The sequence below is a fragment of the Kitasatospora sp. NPDC091276 genome (assembly GCF_040684355.1).
Lineage (GTDB): Bacteria > Actinomycetota > Actinomycetes > Streptomycetales > Streptomycetaceae > Kitasatospora.
This window is the reverse complement of record NZ_JBFBFU010000063.1, coordinates 1-16882: the sequence shown is the minus strand read 5'-3', so window position 1 is coordinate 16882 and position 16882 is coordinate 1. Positions and strand designations below refer to the sequence as shown.

Annotated in this window: 20 protein-coding genes and 2 pseudogenes; 15 read left to right on the top strand and 7 right to left on the bottom strand. The window is 74.8% G+C overall.

What is annotated here, in order from left to right; all coding sequences use genetic code 11:
* Nucleotides 1-785 (top strand): annotated as a pseudogene (locus AB0O19_RS37815) (ubiquinol-cytochrome c reductase cytochrome b subunit); the annotation flags it as partial.
* Nucleotides 786-821: 36 nt separating this feature from the next.
* Nucleotides 822-1262, top strand: a complete 441-nt coding sequence (locus tag AB0O19_RS37810; RefSeq protein ID WP_363585638.1) for a PPOX class F420-dependent oxidoreductase — start codon at nucleotides 822-824, stop codon at nucleotides 1260-1262.
* 102 nt (nucleotides 1263-1364) lie between these two features.
* Here the strand turns inward: AB0O19_RS37810 and AB0O19_RS37805 are convergent, their stop codons facing one another.
* A complete protein-coding gene (locus tag AB0O19_RS37805; protein WP_363626229.1) occupies nucleotides 1365-1568 on the bottom strand; it encodes a hypothetical protein in 204 nt (67 codons plus the stop codon).
* On the bottom strand, nucleotides 1565-1834 hold the full coding sequence (locus AB0O19_RS37800; protein ID WP_063346968.1) for a DUF1876 domain-containing protein: 270 nt from the start codon (nucleotides 1832-1834) through the stop codon (nucleotides 1565-1567). Before AB0O19_RS37800 ends, AB0O19_RS37805 begins: the two co-directional genes overlap by 4 nt.
* Before the next feature lie 155 nt (nucleotides 1835-1989).
* Between AB0O19_RS37800 and AB0O19_RS37795 the strand changes: the two genes are divergently transcribed.
* The 9 genes and pseudogenes from AB0O19_RS37795 to AB0O19_RS37755 all read left to right on the top strand — a co-directional run bounded on the left by AB0O19_RS37795 (nucleotide 1990) and on the right by AB0O19_RS37755 (nucleotide 9494).
* Nucleotides 1990-2832, top strand: coding sequence for a YndJ family protein (locus AB0O19_RS37795; RefSeq protein ID WP_363626227.1), 843 nt, complete (start codon nucleotides 1990-1992; stop codon nucleotides 2830-2832).
* The gene (locus tag AB0O19_RS37790) at nucleotides 2829-3341 is read left to right on the top strand and encodes a DUF1990 domain-containing protein (protein ID WP_363626225.1); all 513 of its coding nucleotides are present in this window, start codon (nucleotides 2829-2831) and stop codon (nucleotides 3339-3341) included. Before AB0O19_RS37795 ends, AB0O19_RS37790 begins: the two co-directional genes overlap by 4 nt.
* 85 nt (nucleotides 3342-3426) lie before the next feature.
* Complete coding sequence (locus tag AB0O19_RS37785) at nucleotides 3427-4149, top strand: hypothetical protein (RefSeq protein WP_363626223.1); 723 nt, start codon at nucleotides 3427-3429, stop codon at nucleotides 4147-4149.
* 132 nt (nucleotides 4150-4281) lie between these two features.
* Nucleotides 4282-4683, top strand: a pseudogene (locus AB0O19_RS37780) (thioredoxin domain-containing protein); the annotation flags it as partial.
* Nucleotides 4684-4829: 146 nt separating this feature from the next.
* Nucleotides 4830-5564 (top strand): alpha/beta hydrolase, encoded by a 735-nt coding sequence (locus AB0O19_RS37775; protein ID WP_363626222.1) that lies wholly within the window; start codon nucleotides 4830-4832, stop codon nucleotides 5562-5564.
* Between the two features lie 157 nt (nucleotides 5565-5721).
* Nucleotides 5722-5952, top strand: a complete 231-nt coding sequence (locus tag AB0O19_RS37770) for a hypothetical protein (protein WP_363626220.1) — start codon at nucleotides 5722-5724, stop codon at nucleotides 5950-5952.
* Nucleotides 5949-7391 (top strand): NAD(P)/FAD-dependent oxidoreductase, encoded by a 1443-nt coding sequence (locus tag AB0O19_RS37765; protein ID WP_363626218.1) that lies wholly within the window; start codon nucleotides 5949-5951, stop codon nucleotides 7389-7391. Before AB0O19_RS37770 ends, AB0O19_RS37765 begins: the two co-directional genes overlap by 4 nt.
* Before the next feature lie 173 nt (nucleotides 7392-7564).
* Nucleotides 7565-8659 (top strand): exo-alpha-sialidase, encoded by a 1095-nt coding sequence (locus AB0O19_RS37760; protein ID WP_363626216.1) that lies wholly within the window; start codon nucleotides 7565-7567, stop codon nucleotides 8657-8659.
* Between the two features lie 91 nt (nucleotides 8660-8750).
* On the top strand, nucleotides 8751-9494 hold the full coding sequence (locus tag AB0O19_RS37755; RefSeq protein WP_363626214.1) for a GNAT family N-acetyltransferase: 744 nt from the start codon (nucleotides 8751-8753) through the stop codon (nucleotides 9492-9494).
* Nucleotides 9495-9555: 61 nt separating this feature from the next.
* On the opposite strand, the gene AB0O19_RS37750 is transcribed toward AB0O19_RS37755, so the two are convergent.
* Complete coding sequence (locus tag AB0O19_RS37750) at nucleotides 9556-10413, bottom strand: DMT family transporter (RefSeq protein WP_363626212.1); 858 nt, start codon at nucleotides 10411-10413, stop codon at nucleotides 9556-9558.
* 74 nt (nucleotides 10414-10487) lie between these two features.
* Here AB0O19_RS37750 and AB0O19_RS37745 point away from each other — a divergent pair, with 74 nt between their 5' ends.
* Both AB0O19_RS37745 and AB0O19_RS37740 read left to right on the top strand, forming a co-directional pair.
* Complete coding sequence (locus AB0O19_RS37745) at nucleotides 10488-11354, top strand: MurR/RpiR family transcriptional regulator (protein ID WP_363626210.1); 867 nt, start codon at nucleotides 10488-10490, stop codon at nucleotides 11352-11354.
* Between the two features lie 66 nt (nucleotides 11355-11420).
* Nucleotides 11421-12467 (top strand): LacI family DNA-binding transcriptional regulator, encoded by a 1047-nt coding sequence (locus tag AB0O19_RS37740; protein WP_063346980.1) that lies wholly within the window; start codon nucleotides 11421-11423, stop codon nucleotides 12465-12467.
* Nucleotides 12468-12537: 70 nt separating this feature from the next.
* Here AB0O19_RS37740 and AB0O19_RS37735 read toward each other — a convergent pair whose 3' ends face one another.
* Both AB0O19_RS37735 and AB0O19_RS37730 read right to left on the bottom strand, forming a co-directional pair.
* Nucleotides 12538-13050, bottom strand: coding sequence for a GNAT family protein (locus AB0O19_RS37735; protein WP_363585651.1), 513 nt, complete (start codon nucleotides 13048-13050; stop codon nucleotides 12538-12540).
* A gap of 158 nt (nucleotides 13051-13208) precedes the next feature.
* Nucleotides 13209-13661, bottom strand: coding sequence for a molybdopterin-dependent oxidoreductase (locus AB0O19_RS37730; protein WP_063346982.1), 453 nt, complete (start codon nucleotides 13659-13661; stop codon nucleotides 13209-13211).
* 420 nt (nucleotides 13662-14081) lie between these two features.
* Between AB0O19_RS37730 and AB0O19_RS37725 the strand changes: the two genes are divergently transcribed.
* A complete protein-coding gene (locus AB0O19_RS37725; RefSeq protein ID WP_363626208.1) occupies nucleotides 14082-14357 on the top strand; it encodes a hypothetical protein in 276 nt (91 codons plus the stop codon).
* Nucleotides 14358-14441: 84 nt separating this feature from the next.
* Here AB0O19_RS37725 and AB0O19_RS37720 read toward each other — a convergent pair whose 3' ends face one another.
* Nucleotides 14442-14909 carry a MarR family transcriptional regulator gene (locus AB0O19_RS37720; protein ID WP_063350998.1) on the bottom strand — a complete coding sequence of 156 codons (468 nt, stop codon included), beginning with the start codon at nucleotides 14907-14909 and terminating at the stop codon, nucleotides 14442-14444.
* Nucleotides 14910-15038: 129 nt separating this feature from the next.
* Here AB0O19_RS37720 and AB0O19_RS37715 point away from each other — a divergent pair, with 129 nt between their 5' ends.
* Nucleotides 15039-15821, top strand: coding sequence for a class III extradiol ring-cleavage dioxygenase (locus AB0O19_RS37715; RefSeq protein ID WP_363626206.1), 783 nt, complete (start codon nucleotides 15039-15041; stop codon nucleotides 15819-15821).
* A gap of 22 nt (nucleotides 15822-15843) precedes the next feature.
* Here AB0O19_RS37715 and AB0O19_RS37710 read toward each other — a convergent pair whose 3' ends face one another.
* Nucleotides 15844-16491 (bottom strand): NAD(P)H-binding protein, encoded by a 648-nt coding sequence (locus AB0O19_RS37710; protein ID WP_363626204.1) that lies wholly within the window; start codon nucleotides 16489-16491, stop codon nucleotides 15844-15846.
* Nucleotides 16492-16882 lie beyond the last annotated feature (391 nt).

Genomic DNA, 16882 nt, shown 5'->3' with positions numbered 1-16882 from the left:
CGGCGATCGCCACCATCAACCCGATCTGGGCGTACGGCCCCTACCGCCCCGACCAGGTCTCCACCGACGCCCAACCCGACTGGTACATGGGCTTCGCCGAAGGCCTGATCCGGGTGATGCCCGGCTGGGAGGTCGGGCTCTGGGGGCACACCCTCAACCTCGGCTTGCTGATCCCGTTCACGCTGTTCCCGGTGATCCTCGGCGCGATCGCGATCCACCCGTTCATCGAGGGCTGGGTGACCGACGGCAAGCGCGAGCACCACCTGCTGGACCGGCCGCGCAACGCGCCCGTCCGCACCGCGCTCGGCGCCGCCTGGATCAGCCTCTACCTGGTGATGCTGGCCGGCGGCGGCAACGACCTCATCGCCACCCATCTGCACCTGTCGCTCGACACCATCACCTACGCGGTGCGGATCGGCTTCTTCGCCGTCCCGGTGGCCGTCTTCGTCATCACCAAGCGCTGGTGCCTCGGCCTCCAGCGCCGCGACCGCGACAAGGTGCTGCACGGACGCGAGACCGGCGTCGTCGAGCGCCTGCCGCACGGCGAGTTCACCGAGGTGCACGCCGGGCTCGCGCCCGCCGAACTGCACCGGCTCACGGCACACGAGCAGCCCCGCCCCCTCGAACTGCCGGCCCCCTTCGACGAGAATGGAGTCGCCCGGAGCGCGGGCGTGCTCACCCGCACCCGCGCCCGGCTGTCCCGCGGATTCCACGGCGAACACGCCCGGATCGCCAAGCCCACCGCCGAGGAGTACCGCGAGATCACCGAGGGCCACGGGCGCTGACCCACGACCCCGGTCCCCACGCCAGAGGGAGGACAGATGCACGACCGATCCGACCAGCTCGCCGACAACAGATACCTCCTGCTCACCACCTTCGGCGAGGACGGCACCCGCCAGGACTCGCAGATCTGGGTGGTGCCCGACGGCACGGCGCTCGGCGTCTGGACCCCGGCCCACTCCGGCGAGGCCGAACGGATCCGGCGCCACCCCCGGGTGCTGGTCGGCCCGTGCGACTCCCACGGGCGCCCGACCGGGCGGCCGGTACCGGCCCGCGCACGGCTCTGCGACCCGGACGACACCGCCCGCTACCGCACCTCGCTGATCAACAAGTACGGCCTGACGGCGCTGATCGCGCTGGCCCGCAGCCGGTTCCGGGTCGGGCTGGCCGGGACGGTCGGCATCCGGATCACGCTCAACGAGCTGGAGCAGCGGCTGGTCGGGCCCGAGTGGCAGCTGCCGACGACGTACTGCGTCAACTGACCCCGTCGGGCGGCCCGGTGGCGCCGGGGGCCGGGCACGGACGTGCCCGGCCCCCGGCGCCGTTCGCGTGGTGAAGCGTTCGCGTGTTGCCGGGGAGCGCTGTCAGGGCCCGTCGTCCGGCGCCTTCGCCAGGTCCCCGGGTTCGCACGCCTCCCGCCCCGTCGCCAGGTGCACGACCCTGACCGCCCGGTCGGGGCCGCCGGGCACGACCCGCTGTTCGTGCCCGCAGCGCGGGCAGATCAGCGGGATGCGCGGACGGTGCTCCCGGCCGCCGGCGTGGCCGCCGTCCGGGTGCGGGGCGCTCACGTCAACGGGTGGGTCGGGACCGGGCTGACCTCCTGGATCTCGCCGTGGGCCTTGGTGAGCAGCTGCGAGGCCAGGTCGTTGAGGGCTCTGGCCCCCGCGATCTCCTCGCCGACCCGAAGCTGTTCCGGGTCCGAGGGGTGGCGGCTGCTGTAGCCGTGGGCCCGTAGTTCCCTGCCGTCGCGCAGCCGCAGCATGGCCGCGGCGGTCGTGCGCGGGCCGTCCTCGCGGAACTCCATCTCGATGTGCCAACCGACCAGAGTCTGCATGGCGGATCACCTCCATCGGTTACTCCTCCAGAGTGCGCCGCACCCACCGTGAACACCAGGGCAGGCGGACCGGGGGCAAGTTGAACGCGTTCAACTCTGCGGCGTAGAGTCGTCGACGAACAAGATTTGAACGCGTTCAAGGAGGTGCTTCCGGCATGGGCAAGGGCACGACGGAGCTGGTGAACCTGCTGGTCCTGCTCGGTATGGGCGCCGTCGTCCCGCTCGGCCTCGCCCTGATCGGCGAACCCGGCCTCGCCCGCGTCCGCCGGCTCTGGCCGCTCGCCGCCGTCCCCGGCGCGCTCTCGCTCTGGCTCCCGCGCGGCGGCCTCGCCACCGGCAGCGCCGCCCTCTACGCGCTCGGCACCCTGGCCGTCGCCCTCCACGCGCCGCTGCGGCTGCGCCGGACCCGCTCGCTCGCGCCCGCCGAACTCGCCGTCCTCACCGCGCTCGCCGCCCCGGCGGTGGCCGGCACCGCCCTGGTCGCCGAGCGCTCCGGCTACCCGCTGTTCGGCTTCGAACCGCACGTCCTGGCGCTGACCGTCCCGCACTTCCACTACGCCGGCTTCACCGCCGCCCTCGTCGCCGGGCTGGTCTGCCGCAGCGCCCGGACGGGTTCCGGCGCCGCCCGCTGCGCCGCGCTCAGCGTGCCGGCCGGGACGCTGCTGGTGCTCGCCGGGTACTTCCTCGGCACCTGGGTCCAGTTCGCCGGGGCCTGCGTGCTCACCACCGGGATGTGGCTGGTCGGCCTGGTCACCTGGCGCGACCTGCGGCCGCGCGCCGCCGACCCGGTCACCGCCCGGCTGCTCACCGCCTCCTCGGCCGTCCTCGCCCTCACCATGCTGCTCGCCCTGTGGTGGGCCCTCGGACAGGCGTCCGGGCTCCCCCACCCCACCCTGGCCTGGATGGCCGCCACCCACGGCGTCGGCAACGCGCTCGGCTTCGCGCTCTGCTCGCTGCTCGCCTGGCGCCGGATCACCACCACGGAGGACCACCGATGACCGACCTCAGCTACCCGGAGCAGGGCGCCAGCGCCACCGGCCACCTGCCCGGCGGGTACCGCCACCTGCGCCACCGGGCGCTCGTCGGCCGGGGCCGCCCCGCCCTGGAGGTGGCCGGGGCCGCCCTGCTCGGCTGGCGGATGCACCGGCTGGCCGGCGTGCGGATCGACGCCGACGCGGACCGGGCCGCCCCCGGCGTCGCGGTGCACTGCGCGATCGGCGTCGGCCCGCTCCGGGCCGGCGCCCCCAACCGGGTGCTGGCCACCGTCGACGGCCCGGACCGGTACGGCTTCACCTACGGCACCCGGGCCGGCCATCTGGCCCGCGGCGAGGAGACGTTCCTGGTCGAGCTGGAGGCGGACGGGGCGGTCTGGTTCAGCGTGACCGCCTTCAGCCGCCCGGTCGCCTGGTACGCCCGGCTGGCGGGGCCGCTGCTGCCGCTCGCGCAGCGGGCCTTCGCCCGGCGCTGCGGCCGGGTCCTGGCCCGGATCGCGGCGGACGCGGGGTAATGCCTTGGCCCGCCGGGCGGGCCGTCCGGCATGATCACCCGGTGATGCGCACCCAGCCGGCCCCCGACGTCACCGCGGGGCAGCCGTGACCAGCTTCCTGACCCACCGGGCCCGGGTGCACGACGAGCGGCTGCCGGCGCGCCGGCGGTTCAACGCCCTGCGGACCTGCCTGACCTGCTTCGCGCCGTACGGCTTCCGGGCCACCTACCACCACCTCACGCTCAGCGCCCGGATGCCCCGGCTGCTGGAGGCCGACCCGGACTCGCTGGTGCGGGCCGTGGAGGAACTGCACGAGGCACGGGTCCTGTGGCTGGCCGGGGCGCAGGAGTACGCGGCGCGGCGCCGGGCGCAGAAGCGGGCCGGGCGGCGGCAACCGCCCGAGCCGGTGTGGTGGAACCGCCCCTGGTGGGGCGCACCGGACGCGGCCTGGCGGGCGGACCCCTTCCTCCACCCGCCGCTGCGGCTGCCCGACTACGTCCGGCGGCAGAACGCGCTGCTGGACGGCGCCGAACTGCCCGGCTGCCCGGCCTGCGGGGACGAGGAGCCGGTGCTGTCGCGCTCGACCGGCCACGGCCTGGCCGAACTCTGCCGGACCTGCGCCTGGGTGCGGCAGCCGTGCCCGTGCGGGCGGTGGCACAGCTTCGAGCCCGCCCTGCGGGTCGGCTGGAACGGCATCTGGCGACGGGAGCACCTGATCGGCGACGGCACGCCGAACCCGCGCTGGCCCGGCGTGCAGGGGCCGGCCCGGATCGAGCGGCTGGCGGCGTACGAGGTCTCCCACCCGTGGGGTTTCCGCTCCACGCCGTGAGCGGCGCCCGGGCGCTGAACCGGCGCGGGCAGCTGCCGGCAGAGGCGGCCACCGGCGCGCGGCTCCGGAATACCCCGTCGGGGCGCACGGTTGTCGCGAGCACGTGATCGGTAGCGCCGCCTCCGGAAGGGAAGGAATCGCGAGATGAGCAACACGGTCGAGCTGACCAAGGAGAACTTCGACGACATCGTCCCGGGTCCGGACGGCCAGGACTTCGTCTTCATCGACTTCTGGGCCGGGTGGTGCGGGCCGTGCCGCCAGTTCGCCCCGGTGTACGAGAAGGCGGCCGAGCGCCACACGGACCTCGTCTTCGCCAAGGTGGACACCGAGGCGCAGCAGGAGCTGGCCGCCGCGTTCGGGATCCAGTCGATCCCCACACTGGCGATCATCCGTGAGGGCGTGCTCGTCTTCTCGCAGGCCGGTGCGCTGCCGGAGTCGGTGTTCGAGGACCTGATCGGCCAGGCCAGGAACCTGGACATGGCCGAGGTGAAGCGCAAGGTGGCGCAGGAGCAGGCGGCCGGGGGCCAGGCCTGACCCGTCCGGGCGTCCGCTTGTCCGAGGGCCCGGGGAGTCGCGCTCCCCGGGCCCGGTCGCTCGGAAAACCGGGCGAAGTCCGGCCGGGGTCGGTCCTGGAGTCGTCGGCGACGGAGATCCCGCCCGACCGCGAGGAGCGACCCACCATGAGCACGTTCGTACTGGTCCCCGGTTTCTGGCTCGGCGCCTGGGCCTGGGACGAGGTCGCCGCGCCGCTGCGTGCCGCCGGGCACACCGTCCACCCCGTGACCCTGCCCGGGCTGGCGGAGCGCGCGGGCGAGGCCGAGCCGATCGGGCTGGCGGAGCACATCGCCGCGCTGGCCGACCTGCTGGTCCGCGAGGACCTGTGGGAGGTGGTGCTGGTCGCGCACAGCGGTGCCTGCGCCCCGGCCGGCGGTATCGCGGACCGGATGCCGGAGCGGATCCGCCGGGTGGTCTACCTGGACAGCGGCCCGATGACCGACGGCGGTTCGCTGTACGACCTCTGGCAGCCCGACCACCGCGCGGCGGCCGATGCCTCGGTGGTCGACGGCCGCCTCCCGATGCCCTCCTGGGCCGACCTCGCCGCCGACGGCGCCGACGTCGAGGGCCTGGACGAGGCCGCGCTCACCCGGATCCGCGAGCGGGCCACCCCGCACCCGGCCGGGGCGTACCGGGACCGGCTGCGGCTGACGGGCGCCTCGGCCGCGCTGCCGCAGGCGCTGGTGACCTGTTCCTTCCCGCTCGCCCAGGTACAGGCGATGATCACGGCCGGGCACCCGCGGTTCGCCGGGCTCGACGGGCCGAACCGGGAGCTGCGCGAACTGCCCACCGGGCACTGGCCGATGTTCTCCCGCCCGGCCGACACGGCGGCGGTGCTGGCCGAGCTCGCGGCGCTCTGACCCGCCCTCGGCTCCCACCCGCCCTCGGCTCGGGCCCGTCGGCGGGTTCGACTGCGCGAAGCCCCGCCGGCGTCGCAGGATGGGCACGGCGCCGGGCACGCGGCCCGGCGCCCGTCCGGCCGGGGGCCGGATCCCACGGGAAGGCGGGCCCCTGCGGATGCACGCGGAGCGCGAGAAGTGGCCGCCGGAGGCCGTTCGGGTCAGGCTCGGGTACGAGACGAACGGCAGCCGCGGGCCGACCTCCCGGAAGGTCGCCCTCACCGGCGCCCTCACCGCCGCGCCGGCCGACGCCCGGCGCGCCCGGCTGCTCGACGTCCGCGACCACACGCCCGTCACCCTGGCCCTGCGGGCCGGGGTGGCCATCGACACCACGGAGGACCGGGTATGACCAGCAGCGCCGAGGAGTACGACGTCATCGTCCTGGGGGGCGGCCCGACCGGCGAGAACGTCGCCGACCGGACGGCCTCCGCCGGGCTGCGCACGGTGGTCGTGGAGGCCGAACTGGTCGGCGGCGAGTGCTCGTACTGGGCCTGCATGCCGAGCAAGGCGCTGCTGCGCCCGGTGGCCGCGCTGGCCGACGCCCGCGCGGTGGCCGGCTCCCGGGAGGCGGTCGGCGGCCGGCGGCTGGACCCGGCCGCGGTGCTGGCCCGGCGGGACTCCTTCACCTCGCACTGGAACGACGACGGCCAGGTGCAGTGGCTGCGGGACAACGGCATCGAGCTGGTGCGCGGCCACGGCCGGCTGGCGGGCGTACGGACCGTCACCGTGGAGGCCGAGGACGGCACCGAACGGGTGCTCACCGCCCGGCACGCCGTCGCCGTGTGCACCGGCAGCCGTCCGGTGCTGCCCACGGGCGTGCCGGGGCTGGCGGAGGCCCACCCGTGGACCAACCGGGAGGCGACCGCCGCTCCGGCCGTGCCCGGGCGGCTGGCGGTGGTCGGCGGCGGCGTGGTCGGGGTGGAGCTCGCGACCGCCTGGCGGGCGCTCGGCTCCGAGGTGGTGCTGCTGGTGCGCGGCGACCACCTGCTGCCGCGGATGGAACCGTTCGCGGGCGAGCTGGTCGCGGAGGGCCTGCGCGAGGCCGGGGTGGACCTCCGGTTCGGGACGGAGGCCACCGCGCTGGAGCGGGCGGACGGCGCCGGGCCGGTGGTCCTGACGCTCGGTGGCGGCGAGCGGCTGACCGTGGACGAGGTGCTGTACGCGACCGGACGGGCCCCGCGCACCGCCGACGTCGGGCTGGAGCAGGTCGGGCTGAAGCCGGGCGGCTGGCTGGAGGTGGACGACAGCTGCACCGTGCTCGGCGTCGACGGCGAGTGGCTGTACGCCGCCGGGGACGTCAACCACCGGGCGCTGCTCACCCACCAGGGCAAGTACCAGGCCCGGATCACGGGCGCGGCGATCGTGGCCCGCGCCCAGGGGCGTGCGCTGGACACCTCCCGCTGGGGCGCGCACGCCGCGTCGGCCGACAGCGCGGGCGCGCCGCAGGTCGTGTTCACCCATCCGGAGGTCGCCGCCGTCGGGCTGACCCTGGCGGCGGCCGAGGGGGCCGGTCTGCGGGTCAAGGCCGTCGACCACGACTTCGGCGCCGTCGCCGGGGCCTCGCTGTACGGCGACCACTACCGCGGCCGGGCCCGGGTGGTCTTCGACCTGGACCGCGAGGTGCTGGTCGGCGCCTGCCTGGTCGGCCCCGGGGTCGCCGAACTGCTGCACTCGGCGACCGTCGCCGTGGTCGGCGAGGTGCCGATCGACCGGCTCTGGCACGCCGTGCCCTCCTACCCGACGATCAGCGAGGTGTGGCTGCGGCTGCTGGAGGGCTGCCGGGGGTGAGCCGGACGGACGGGTGAGCCGGACGGGCGGGCCTTCCGGGTGAGCGGGCCTTCCGGGTGATCGGGCCTTTCGGGTGATCGGGCGCGGCGAGATGTGGCCGCCGGTGGACGGCGGGACACTGGGCGCCGGGGGCCGTCCCGGGGGGCCGTACTCGTCACCAGGTGGTGTGGGGCATGACCGAAGTGCTGTTGGCCGTCGGAACCGAGAAGGGCCTCTTTCTCGGCCGCAGCCGCGACCGGCTGGACTGGGAGTTCAGCGGGCCGCACTTCCGGATGAACGCGGTCTACTCCGTCTCCATCGACCGCCGCGACGGCCGCACCCGGCTGCTGGTCGGCGCCGACAGCAGCCACTGGGGGCCTTCCGTCTGGCGCTCCGACGACCTCGGCGCCACCTGGTACGAGCCGCCGCAGCCGGCGATCCGCTTCCCCGAAGCCACCGGCGCCTCACTCACCCGGGTCTGGCAGCTCCAGCCGGCCGGCCCGGAGGCCCCCGGCGTCGTCTACGCGGGCACCGAGCCCGCAGCGCTGTTCCGCTCCGAGGACGGCGGCGAGACCTTCCGCCTGGTCGAGTCGCTCTGGAACCACCCGCACCGGACCGACTGGGGCGCCGGCTACGGCGGCCAGGGCCTGCACACCGTCGTCACCGACCCCCGCGACCCGCAGCGGCTGCTGGTCGCCGTCTCCACCGGCGGCGTCTACCGCAGCAAGGACGGCGGCGACAGCTGGGAGCCCGCCAACACCGGCCTGCGCGCCGAGTTCCTCCCGGAGGAGGGCCAGTACCCCGAGTTCGGCCAGTGCGTGCACAAGATCGCCCCCGACCCCGTCGACCCCGACCGGCTGTACCTGCAGAACCACGGCGGTGTCTACCGCAGCGACGACTGGGGCGCGAGCTGGCACTCCGTCGCCGACGGGCTGCCCGCCGCGTTCGGCTTCGCCGTCGCCGCCCACCCGCGCCGGGGCGACACCGCCTACCTGTTCCCGCTCGGCGGCGGGGACGACCGCATCCCGCCCGACCGCCGTTGCCGGGTCTTCCGCACCACCGACGGCGGCACCAGCTGGCAGCCGCTCGCCGACGGCCTGCCCGGCGAGGACCACTACGGCATCGTGCTGCGCGACGCGCTGCGCACCGACGACGCCGAACCGGCCGGGATCTACTTCGGCAACCGGACCGGCGACGTCTACGGCAGCCACGACGACGGCGAGAGCTGGTCGTTGCTGACTTCCCACCTGCCGGACGTGCTCTGTGTCCGGGCCGCGGTGGTGGCCTGACAATTCAGTTGCCTCCGGGAGCGCTCTCGTCGACCATGACGGCGGACGAACGACCGTACGAATGGGGCTTGGTGTGACCGAGGCGGATTTGATGATCGGGCGTAACGGCGAGGGCGTACCGGTGGTGCGCTACCTCCCGGGCGAGCGGGAGGGTCGGCCCTGGGCCGACCTGCTGGAGGTGGTGGACGAGACCGGCGGCATCGACCCGGTGGAGTTCGTGCGCACCGAGATGGCCGGGTGGGTGGTCTCCGGGACGCCCGAGTTCGGCCTCGCCCTGCTGGAGCACGGCGCCACCGTGCTCCGGCACGCCCACGCCATGCGGCGCGACCTGGTCGCCGACCCGCCGCCCGCCGACTGGGCCGGGGCCCCGCTGCGCGGCGACCTGCGGGCCGTGCCCTGCGACCGCGCACCCGAGGACCTGTTCGAGGCCTGGCGGGCCGCGTTCGCCCCGGGGCACCCGGACCACTTCGCGGGCGACGACCGGCAGGCGCTGGCGGAGCGGATCGCCCCGCTGCTCGCCGGCGAGGTCATCGGGCCGGTGCTGCCGTCCAGCCTGCTCGCCGTGGACGCGCAGGACCGGGTGGTGGCCGGGATCGTCCTCACCGACCGCGGCGGCCTGCCGTGGATCGCCGACGTCTTCCGGCACCCGGAGCTCGGCTACCGGGGCCTCGGCGCGGACCTGCTGCGCCGCGCCCTCGCCGACGCCGCCGAACGCGGGCTCGTCGAGGTGCAGTTGGCCGTCACCGACGGCAACCCGGCCCGCCGGCTCTACGAGTCCCTGGGCTTCGAGCTGCTGAGCACCGCGCTGACCGTGATCGTGCCGGAGAAGGGCTGACGGCCACCGCACCCTGTCCGGCCGGTCTCGGGGGATCGGCCCGCGATCGGCCGGACAGGGCCTACGGCCGGGCCAGCTCCAGGACGGCTATCCCGGCCAACACGGTGAGGCTGGCGCTCAGCCGCAGACGGCCGAGCCGCTCGCGGAACACCACGGTGGCGATCAGGGCGGCGATCACGATGCTCGTCTCGCGCAGCGCCGCGATCGTCGCCAAGTCCCCCCGGGACTGCGCCCACACCACCAGGCCGTAGGCCGTCAGCGAGAGCACGCCTCCCGCGATCCCCACCGGCACCACCTTGCCGACCCCGGTCAGCAGCGAACGGCCGCGCCGGGCCCAGGCGATCAGCGCGAGCGTCGGCCCCTGCAACAGGAACAGCCAGGCCACATAGCCGCCGACCGTCCCGGCGTGCCGGACGCCGCTGCCGTCCAGCACCGTGTAGACGGCGATCATCACGCCCGTCCCGGCGGCGGCCCCGAGCGCGGGCAGTTGCGCCCGCCCCGGGACGCCCTTGGCGAAGGCCAGCCCGATCAGGCCGCAGGAGATCACCACCACGCCCAGCAGCTCGCCCGCGCCCGGGTGCTGACCGAGCACGGTGGCCGACAGCAGGGCCACCAGCAACGGCGCCGAGCCGCGCGCGATCGGGTACATCTGCCCGAAGTCGCCCAGCTGGTAGGCGCGTAGCAGCAGGACCGTCGACGTCGTCTGGACGGCGACCGAGGCCAGCAGGTACGGCCAGGACGAGGCCGCCGGCAGCGGGTTGAGCAGCACCAGGACGAGCGCGCACGCGGTGTAGGTCAGGTTGATCAGCGCGAAGCCGACCAGCTTGTCCGCGATCCGGTGGGCCAGGCCGTTCCAGACGGCGTGCAGCACGGCCGCGGCGAGCACGGCCACCGGCACGGCCGGCACGATCTCGGGCATGGCGAAGCTCCCCTCCGACGGCCTTCCGGCGACCCGGCACGGCCTGGAACCGAATTCCACGCTACCCTAGCGCCATGGAAGGACATTCCGACATGACGCCCCTGGAGTCCCAGCTCGCCGCGCGGATCCGGGCCCGGCTCGGCGACCTGCGCGGCGCCGAGGCGCGGGTGGCCGAGGTGGTGCTCGACCGGGGCGCCGGCCTGGTGCACCTGAGCGTCAGCGACGTCGCCGCGCTGGCCGGCACCGCCCCCTCCTCCGTGGTCCGGGCCTGCCAGCGGCTCGGCTTCCGCGGCTACCAGGAGCTGAAGATCGCCGCCGCCCGGCACTCCCCCGCCACGGCCCCGGCCCCCGCCGACGACACGCGCGACCCGGCCGCCCGGGCCCTCGCCGACACCCTGCGGGCCGCCCGCGCGGCCCTGGACGGGATCACCGCCACGCTCAGCGCCGACGACCTGCGGGCGGCCGCCGAGGTGCTGGCCGGCGCCGGCCAGGTGGTACTGGTCGGCTCCGGACTGTCCGGCGCGGTGGTGCTCGACCTCGCCTACCGGCTGCGCGCGCTCGGCCTGCGCGTCGACGCCCCCGCCGACCCGCTCACCGCCCAGCTGGCCGCCGCCCAGCTCCCGCCCGGCGGCGTCTGCTTCGCGGTCAGCCACGGCGGCGCCACCCCGCTGGTGATCGACGCCGCGCGCCGGGCCAGGGCGGCCGGGGCGGCCGTGGTCGCGCTCACCAGCTACGCCCGCTCACCGCTCACCGAGACGGCCACCCACACCCTGGTAGCGGGCGGGCAGGACCTGGTCTTCGGCCTGGAGACCACGGCCAGCCGGCTCGCCCACCTGGCCGCCGTCGACGCGCTGGCCCAGACCCTGCTGGCGCTGCGCGGGCGACCCGCCGAACAGGCCCTCGGCCTCTCGGCGGACATCACCGCGGACCACACGTACTGACCGCGGCGGGCGTCCGGCGGCGACGGCAGCCCGGAGCCGTCGGAGGCGCTGTGTAGGCTCGCGGGCATGGCGAGGGTGACACGGGACGATGTGGCGCGGGTGGCGGGGACGTCCACGGCGGTCGTGAGTTATGTGATCAACGACGGGCCGCGGCCGGTGGCGCCCGCGACCCGGGCGCGGGTGCTCGCGGCGGTCGAGGAGCTCGGCTACCGCCCCAACCGGGTCGCCCAGGCGATGGCACGGCGGCGGACCAACCTGCTCGGCATGGTCGTGCCGGACGCCCGCCAGCCGTTCTTCGCCGGGCTCGCGCACGCCGTCGAGCAGGCCGCCGCCGACCACGGCCGGCTCCTGCTGATCGGCAACTCCGACTACGTGGACGAGCGCGAGGCGCACTACATCCGCGCGTTCCTCGGCATGCAGGTCGACGGGCTGATCCTGGTCACCCAGGACCCGGCCACCCCCGGGCTCACCGGCTTCGACGTGGGCGACGGCACCTCGGTCGTGCTGCTGCACCACCGGGCGGAGACCGCCGACGGCGTCGCGGTGGTGGCGGACGACGAGGGCGGCGCCCGCGAGGTGGTCCGGCACCTGCTCGGGCACGGCCACGCCGAGGTGCACTGCTTCGGCGGCACCCTCGCGCTCAGCCCGCACGACCCGGTCACCGGGCGGACGGCCGGCTGGGCCGCCGCGCTGGCCGAGGCCGGGCTGGCGACCGAGGGGCGGCTGGTGCCGGCGCCGTTCGACCGCGTCCGGGCGCACGCCGAGGCACTCGCCCTGCTGGCCCGGCCCGACCGGCCGTCCGCCGTGTTCTGCACGACCGACGACCAGGCGATCGGCCTGCTGCGGGCCGCCGACGACCTGGGCATCCGGGTGCCGGAGCAGCTCGCGGTGGCCGGATTCGACGACATCGCCGAGGCGGTGATCGCCGGCCCGGCGCTGACCACCGTCGCGACCGCGCAGGACGAGATGGCCCGCGCCGCGGTGGACCTGGTCCTCGGCGGGGCCGAGCGGCGCTCCACCGGCGCGCGGACCTTCCCGGCCCGGCTGGTGCTGCGACGCACCTGCGGGTGCCCGGCGCCGGAGCGGGCGACCGCGGGCGCAGCCGCGATCTGACTCCGCGCCACGCGCGCTCCGGTTCGGTCGAGCCGCTGCCGGGCCGCCCACCACCGCGCGGGCGCACCGGTCAGCGGAGTTCGTCCGCGAGGAGGTCCATCAGCAGGTTGTCGTGCCAGGTGCCGTCCGGGCCGCGCTCGTACTGGCGCATGGTGCCGACGGAGCGGAAGCCGACCTTCGCGTAGCAGCGGATCGCGGCCGTGTTGTCGGCCGCCGGGTCGATGATCAGCCGGTGGTAGTGGTGGTGGTCGACGAGGTGGCGGGCCAGCGTGCGGACGGCGTCGGTGCCGAGGCCGACGCCGTGGACCTCCGGGTCGAGGTAGATGTCGATGCCGGCGTGCCGGTACTCGTCGTCGTTGTTGGCGTACCACTGGATGGCGCCGACGATCTTCCCGCCCACCTCGACGGCGAGGGTCTCGGTGTCGGGCTCCTCCAGGTCGCTGGCGACGGCGTCGGCGAGGTCGTCACCGCCCCGCCAGCGGGCGAACACCTCGGGCGTGCCGCGGATGGCCGCGAGCGCCGGGATGTCGTCGGTGTCGGCGGTGCGGAGGGTTACCAGGGTGCCGTGCAGAATCGTCCCCATATGGGGCATGTTGGCACGGAAACAGGCATCCGGCGAGCTGTTTTCCGGTATTCCCCGCGATCGCCCGCACCCCCTCCGAGCAGCGACGATGCTCCACCGCGGAGCACTCGGCGAGAGCGGGCCCCGGGGCGGGGACAAGGCCCGCCCGCGGCCGGGGCTCAGGCCGCCGGTTCACCCAGCGGGCCGAGCCACACGGCCGTGACCCCGCTGACGTAGCGGGCGCCGCAGTGGTCGTCGGGGACGACGAGCTGCGGGCCGGCGGCGTCCAGCGGGGCGCCGTCCATGCTGGTGGCCAGCAGGATCCGCTGGCCGCCGAAGTCGGGGTCGATCTCGGCCCAGGAGACGACGGCCCGGTGGCCGTCCGCGCCGCTGACCGACAGCAGGAAGCGCAGCCGCTGCTTGCGGCCGGAGAAGTCGATCCGGGGCCGGGCCGCGCACAGCACGTCCCAGAGCGCGGGCCCCTCGTAGTCGTGCCGCTGCTCGCCCTCGGCCAGGCAGTCGAAGCTGACCTCGACGCGGTGCGCGGGGAGGGCGCGCAGCTGGTCGACCGACAGCTCGGCGGGCCGGTCGAAGTGGCCGTGCAACCGGACGGTGGGGCTCGACGGGGTCATGCTGCTCCCTCCTCCCGGGCCGCGCCGCCGCGACCCGGGAGGGGGTTACCCGAGGGAGGGCCCGGGCATTCGCAGCTGCGGCACCGAAAGGATGATTTCAGCGGTATCTGCGACGCATGGAGCTGCTTTCCGCCAGCAGCTGCGAGGGCATGGGTGGGCATGTCCGAGGAGACGGCTCGACGCGCCCCGCACCGGCGGAGGCCGATCGAAGCTGGCGGAAACCGATGGAAGCAGCACCGCAATCGGGCGGACGACTGGTTCCGCACACCCGCCGAGGGGTCCGCGCCGGATGATCCGACAAGAAGAATCACTGCCGCATGACTTGCATTTACGATGCCCATGAGCACCTGGGCCTTGCACTTGCGATGCACGGCCGGGCGCGGCGCACACGAGCGAGAGCGAGAGCGAGATGAGCGAGAGATGATCGTCGGCGACCTGCTGCACCTCGACGACCTGGACATCCGCCTGGCCTGGGGCACCCCGGACCTGCTCGACCGCCCGGTCACCGGGCTCAGCTCCACCGACCTCCAGGACCCGGCCCGCTACCTCCAGCCCGGCGCACTCGCCCTCACCGGCCTGGCCTGGTGGCAGCCCGCCGACGCCTCCGGCGCGCTGCGCTTCGCCACCGCCCTGCTCTGCGCCCCGCAGCCGGCCCGGGCTCAGGCTCCGGCTCCGGCTCCGGCTCCGGCTCGGTAGATCGCCGAACGGGAGCGGCAGTTGCTGCTGCGGGGAGCGGCGCGGGGGGACTGACTGAGGGGCTCGGGGCCGGGATTCAGGGCTTCAGGGCGTGTCGTCGAGGCGCAGCCGGGCACTGACCTCGCCGAGGCTTTCGGCGAGCACGGCCAGCTGCTCGCGGGTGAGCACGTCGATCAGCAGCTCGCGGACCAGGGCGACGTGCCCGGGTGCGGCCTGCCGCAGCGACTCCCGCCCCTGGTCGGTGAGTTCGGCGATGACGCCGCGCACGTCGCTGGGACAGGAGCGGCGGGCGACCAGGCCCATCCGCTCCAGCTGGGTGACCTGGTAGGTGAGGCCGCTCTTGGAGGTGACCAGCTTGTCGGCGAGCTCGGTCATCCGCAGCGCGTGGGCCGGGGCGGCGGACAGGTGCACCAGGATCTCGTACTGCTGGTGCGAGAGGCCGGAGTCCTCCTTGAGCTGGCGCTCCAGTCGGCGGTTGAGCAGGTTGCTCGCGACGACGAAGCCCCGCCAGGCAGCCATCTCGTCCTGGTCCAGCCAGCGGGGTTCGTTCAGTGTGGACATGTGGTGAAGCCTACTCCTGTTGTTCAAATTCGAACGAAGGTGTACGGTCGGCGAGTAGAGGTTCAAATTTGAACTACTCTTCTGAGCCACCCGTTCCGTTCGACCCAGGAGGAGGACGCCATGAGCACCGCGGCCCCCGAGCGTATGCCCGCCCTGTACCTCTCGCACGGCGCGCCGCCGCTCGCCGACGACCCGGTCTGGCCCGGCGAACTGGCCGCCTGGTCCGCCGACCTGCCCCGCCCCAAGGCCGTCCTGATGGTCTCCGCCCACTGGGAGGAGGCACCGCTCGCCCTCGGCGCCGTCACCACCGTGCCGCTGGTGTACGACTTCTGGGGCTTCCCCGAGTACTACTACCAGGTCCAGTACGCCGCTCCCGGCGCACCGGCGCTCGCCGACCGCGTCCGCAAGCTGCTGCGCGCCCCCGGCACGCCCGTCCAGGACATCCCCGACCGCGGCCTCGACCACGGCGCGTACGTCCCGCTGGTGGAGATGTTCCCGGAGGCCGACGTCCCCGTCCTCCAGATCTCCATGCCCACGCTCGACCCGCAGCGACTGCTGGAGATCGGCCGCCGGCTCGCCCCGCTGCGCGACGAGGGCGTGCTGATCGTCGGCAGCGGCTTCTTCACCCACAACCTGCGGGCGCTCAGCAACGACGGCCGGATCAGCTCGGTGATGGCCGAGTTCGACGACTGGGGCCGGCGTGCCCTGGACGCCCACGACCTGGACGCGCTGCTCGACTTCGAGCGCAAGGCCCCCGCCGGGCGGCTCGCCCACCCGCGCACCGAGCACTTCGCCCCGCTCTTCGTCACCCTCGGCGCCGGCGAGGCCGACCTCGGCAGCCAGCGCAGCGTCATCGACGGGTTCTGGATGGGGCTCGCCAAGCGGTCGATCCAGCTGGGCTGACCGGGCTCACCGTAACCGAGAGTCACAGCGCGCAGCAGGTGAAGCGCTCGCCGATGTGCTCGGGCTGCTCGGCCTCGTCGACCAGGGCGACCGCGTAGTCCGGCACCGAGATCCGGCTGCGCCCGGCAGCATCCGTGAGCAGCTGCTCCAGGCCCGTCCGGTAGCGGCCGGTCCGCTCCCCCGGGCCGATCTCGGCGGCCGGGCTGAGCACCGTCCAGCGGACGTCGGAGACCGCCCGGTAGTAGTCCAGCGCCGCGCCGTGCGCGTGCATGATCTCCAGCACCGGCTCCGGCAGTCCCGGCGCGTCCCAGACCCGCACCCCTGGCGCGGTCTCCAGGCTGCCCGCGCCACCGACCGCGATCAGCCGGGGTGCGGCGTCGCCGAGCGAGCGCAGGCCCTCCACCAGCGACCGGGCGGCCGGCTCGATCAGCGCCAGGTGGCCCGGGCCGTCGCCGCCGCCGACCGCGCTCACCAGGACGTCCTGGCCGGCCGCCACCCGGGCCACCTGGGCCCGATCCAGGACGTCCGCGCGTTCGACGAAGGCCGCCTCACCCCGGTAGCGGTCCGGGTCGCGGACCACCGCGGTGACTTCGTGCCCGCGCGCGGCCGCCTCCGCGACGACGGCGCTGCCGATGGTGCCGTTGGCGCCGATCACGGCGATCCTGGCCATGGGGTACCTGCCTGTCTCTCGGGTGGCGGGGTCGGGGAAAATCGCCGCGACGTGGCATCAGCCAGGTTCGATTATCGGACGGTTCCACTGCGACGGCCCGAGACATCGGCCTGTCGTGTGACGGGTGCACCTGGCGGGGCGAACCGAACGGCCACCGGGTCCTCGTGGACTCGGCGGCCGGTCGTTCAGGCGTTGGCCCAGGCAGTGGCCCAAACGTTGGCTCAGGCGTTGGCTCAGGCGTTGCCGGTGGCGATGCGCTCGGCCTGGCTGCGCTCGACGCACAGCTCGTTGCCCTCGGGGTCTCCCAACACACAGAACTGGATGTTCTGGAGTGTGAGAGATGGCAGCGGCATCTGTGCTGGTCAGGGGCACGAAGACTGGTAGCGGGAAC